The 2,708-nt window shown below is 62.2% G+C and carries 2 protein-coding genes; both read left to right on the forward strand.

What is annotated here, in order from left to right:
* The coding region (locus tag MF607_RS23150; protein ID WP_242122368.1) for an ATP-binding protein at positions 1 to 747 on the forward strand (747 nt) is incomplete at its 5' end.
* Positions 748 to 869: 122 nt separating this feature from the next.
* The coding region (locus MF607_RS23155) for a GAF domain-containing protein (protein WP_242122369.1) at positions 870 to 2,708 on the forward strand (1,839 nt) is incomplete at its 3' end.

A 2,708-nucleotide genomic window follows, 5' to 3' on the forward strand; every position in this document is an offset into this window, starting at 1 on the left:
ATCGTCAACGCTCGCGACGCCATGCCGGAGGGGGGCGAGATCACGATTGCGACCGGCACGTCCGATCGCATCCCCGCGGTGCGTAACCATGCCGAAGCGCCGGGCGACTATGTCACCGTGACGATTGGCGACACCGGCACGGGCATGAGTGCCGAAACGCAGGCGCGTATCTTCGAGCCCTTCTACACCACCAAGGAGGTGGGACGCGGCACAGGGCTCGGGCTCAGCCAGGTTTACGGCTTTGTTAAACAGTCTGGCGGCGAGGTCATCGTCGCCAGCAAGGAGGGAAAAGGCACGCAATTCACGCTTTATCTCCCCCGCGCCCAAGCGATGGCCGTCACGGCTAGCGAGATGCCTGTTATGCCGGACACAGGACCGTCGGTTGCCAATCGCGGATGCGTCCTTGTGGTCGAGGACAACCAGCTCGTCGGCGAATTTGCGACCCAGCTTCTGGAGGATGTGGGCTATGGTACCGTCTGGGCACCCAACGCGCAGTCGGCGCTTGATCTCATCAACGCCAAGCCCGACCGCTTCGACGTGGTGTTCACCGATGTGGTGATGCCTGGTATGAGCGGGATCGAGTTGGCACAGGAACTTCGCCAGGCGTATCCGAGCCTGCCTGTCGTGCTCACCTCCGGTTACAGCCAGGTCCTGGCGCAGGAAGGCTCGCATGGATTCGACCTGCTTCAGAAACCCTATAACGTGAGCAAGGTCACAGAAGTGCTCAACCGCGTAAAGCGATCGTAGCCGGAGCGCTCGATCCCATTGCCCTAGCTGATGATTTAAGGCGCATCCGCATTGGCATATACGAGCTGCCCACGTTACTCATGATGCCATATAGCAAAGGAAGAAGGGTGGAGCGGGGCGCTATGGCTGACACACCGGCCACATCAGAAGGCTTGCTCAGCGGGCGAGGCCGACTGGAAGCGCTTGACCGTTACGAGATCTTTGGCAGCGATCCGGAGGATGGGTTTGACGGGCTGGCCAGGCTCGCTGCCGAAATCTGCGAAACGCCGACCGCTCTTATCACCTTCGTCAATGGCCGGCAGCAGTTCATCAAGGCGGCTGTGGGCTTCAGTGGCGATAGGATTGCCCCGGTGGAAGCCGGCTTCGATCTGAATGTCGTTCTCGAACGAGCGGCGATGACTATTCCTGACATGCTGGCGGATGCCGCCTTCGCGAACACGCCGATGGCGCGGGGTGGTGTGCGCTTCTACGCCGGGACGCCGCTGATCACTGCCGACGATTACGTGCTCGGCACTTTGTGCGTCCTGGATACGAAGGCGCGGCCCCCTCTATCGGATCGTCAGCGCCATTCGCTCGATGCGCTCGCCGCGCAGGTCGTGTCGCAGCTGGAATTGCGACGTTCGGAGATCGTCGCCCGTCGTGAGACCGCTCGCGCCGAGAAGCATGCGCGACGACTGTCCCTCATCGCCGAGGCGTCGACCCTGATGCTGGCGGGGACGGACCCTGTGGATACCGTCAGGCAGCTCTTCGCGCTGATCCATGACGGTTTTGGCGTCGATATCGGCTTCCATTATCGGTGCGGCCAAGGGGCGCTGGACCTTGTAACAGCGATTGGCCTGACCCGGCAGCAGGAAGCATCGGCCTCCCGGCTAGATTTCGGCCATACGGTCTGCGGCATCGTCGCCGAGCGTCGCGAGCCGATGCTCGTCACCGGCATTCAACACTCCGATCAAGATGTGGTGCGCCCGTTGAAGGCGTTGGGGCTGGAGAGTTACTACAGCATGCCGCTCATCGCCGGCGGGGAGTTGCTCGGCACCATCTCGTTCGGCCGGCGCGAAAAGGACTTCTCGTCGCGAGAGATCGACGCCTTGCAGACGATGACCAGTCAGCTCGCGACATCGATCGAGCGCCAGCGCACCGAAGCGGAGCTGGTGAAAAGCGAGGCGGACCTGCGGTTCGCATTAAAGGCGGGGCGGTTCGGCGCCTGGCGCCTCGACCTCCTGACCGGTCAACTGATGACGTCCGAGATGTGCCGGACGAATTTCGGGCGCAACCCGGACGATCCGTTCAGCTACGAGGAATTGCGCGAGAGCATTCATCCGGACGATCGTGTCCGAATGGTTGCGGCGGTGGAGAACAGCATCGCGACCGGCGCAGACTATGACATCGAGTATCGGACTATAACCCCGGCCGGTGCCATTCGATGGGTGGCGATCCGGGCGCAGCCTTCCTATGCCAGAGACGGCTCGCCGCTCGGCATGGCTGGCGTATCGATCGACATCAGCGAGCGCAAACAGTCGGAGGAGCAGCTCAGGACGCTGAACGAAACCCTGGAACAGCAGGTGGCCGATCGGACCGCGCTGCTGCGTCGGTATCAGGAAATCATCGAGTCCACGGCAATGCCTGTCGTCGCCTTCGACGCCGACCTTCGCATCACGGTATTTAATCGCGCCCATGCGGATGCTTACCGGCGTGCGTACGGCATCGAGCAACGGATCGGCGACTCGCTCGTCGAGCAGTTCGTGCCGGAGCAGGCCGCGATCGTCCGCGGTTTCATGGAGCGGGCCTTGGCAGGCGAGACGTTCACCGTCCGCGAGGCGTTTGGCGATCCTGTGCTTGAAGTGCCGTCATGGCAGATCAACTATGCGCCGTTGCGTGACGATCAGGGGACGATCATCGGCGCCTTTCATCATGCGACAGATATCACCACGGAACTGCGGACCCAGGACGAGCTGAACCGT

Origin of the sequence: Sphingomonas lacusdianchii, from assembly GCF_022664395.1 — a bacterium.
GTDB classification, from domain to species: Bacteria; Pseudomonadota; Alphaproteobacteria; order Sphingomonadales; family Sphingomonadaceae; genus Sphingomonas; species Sphingomonas lacusdianchii.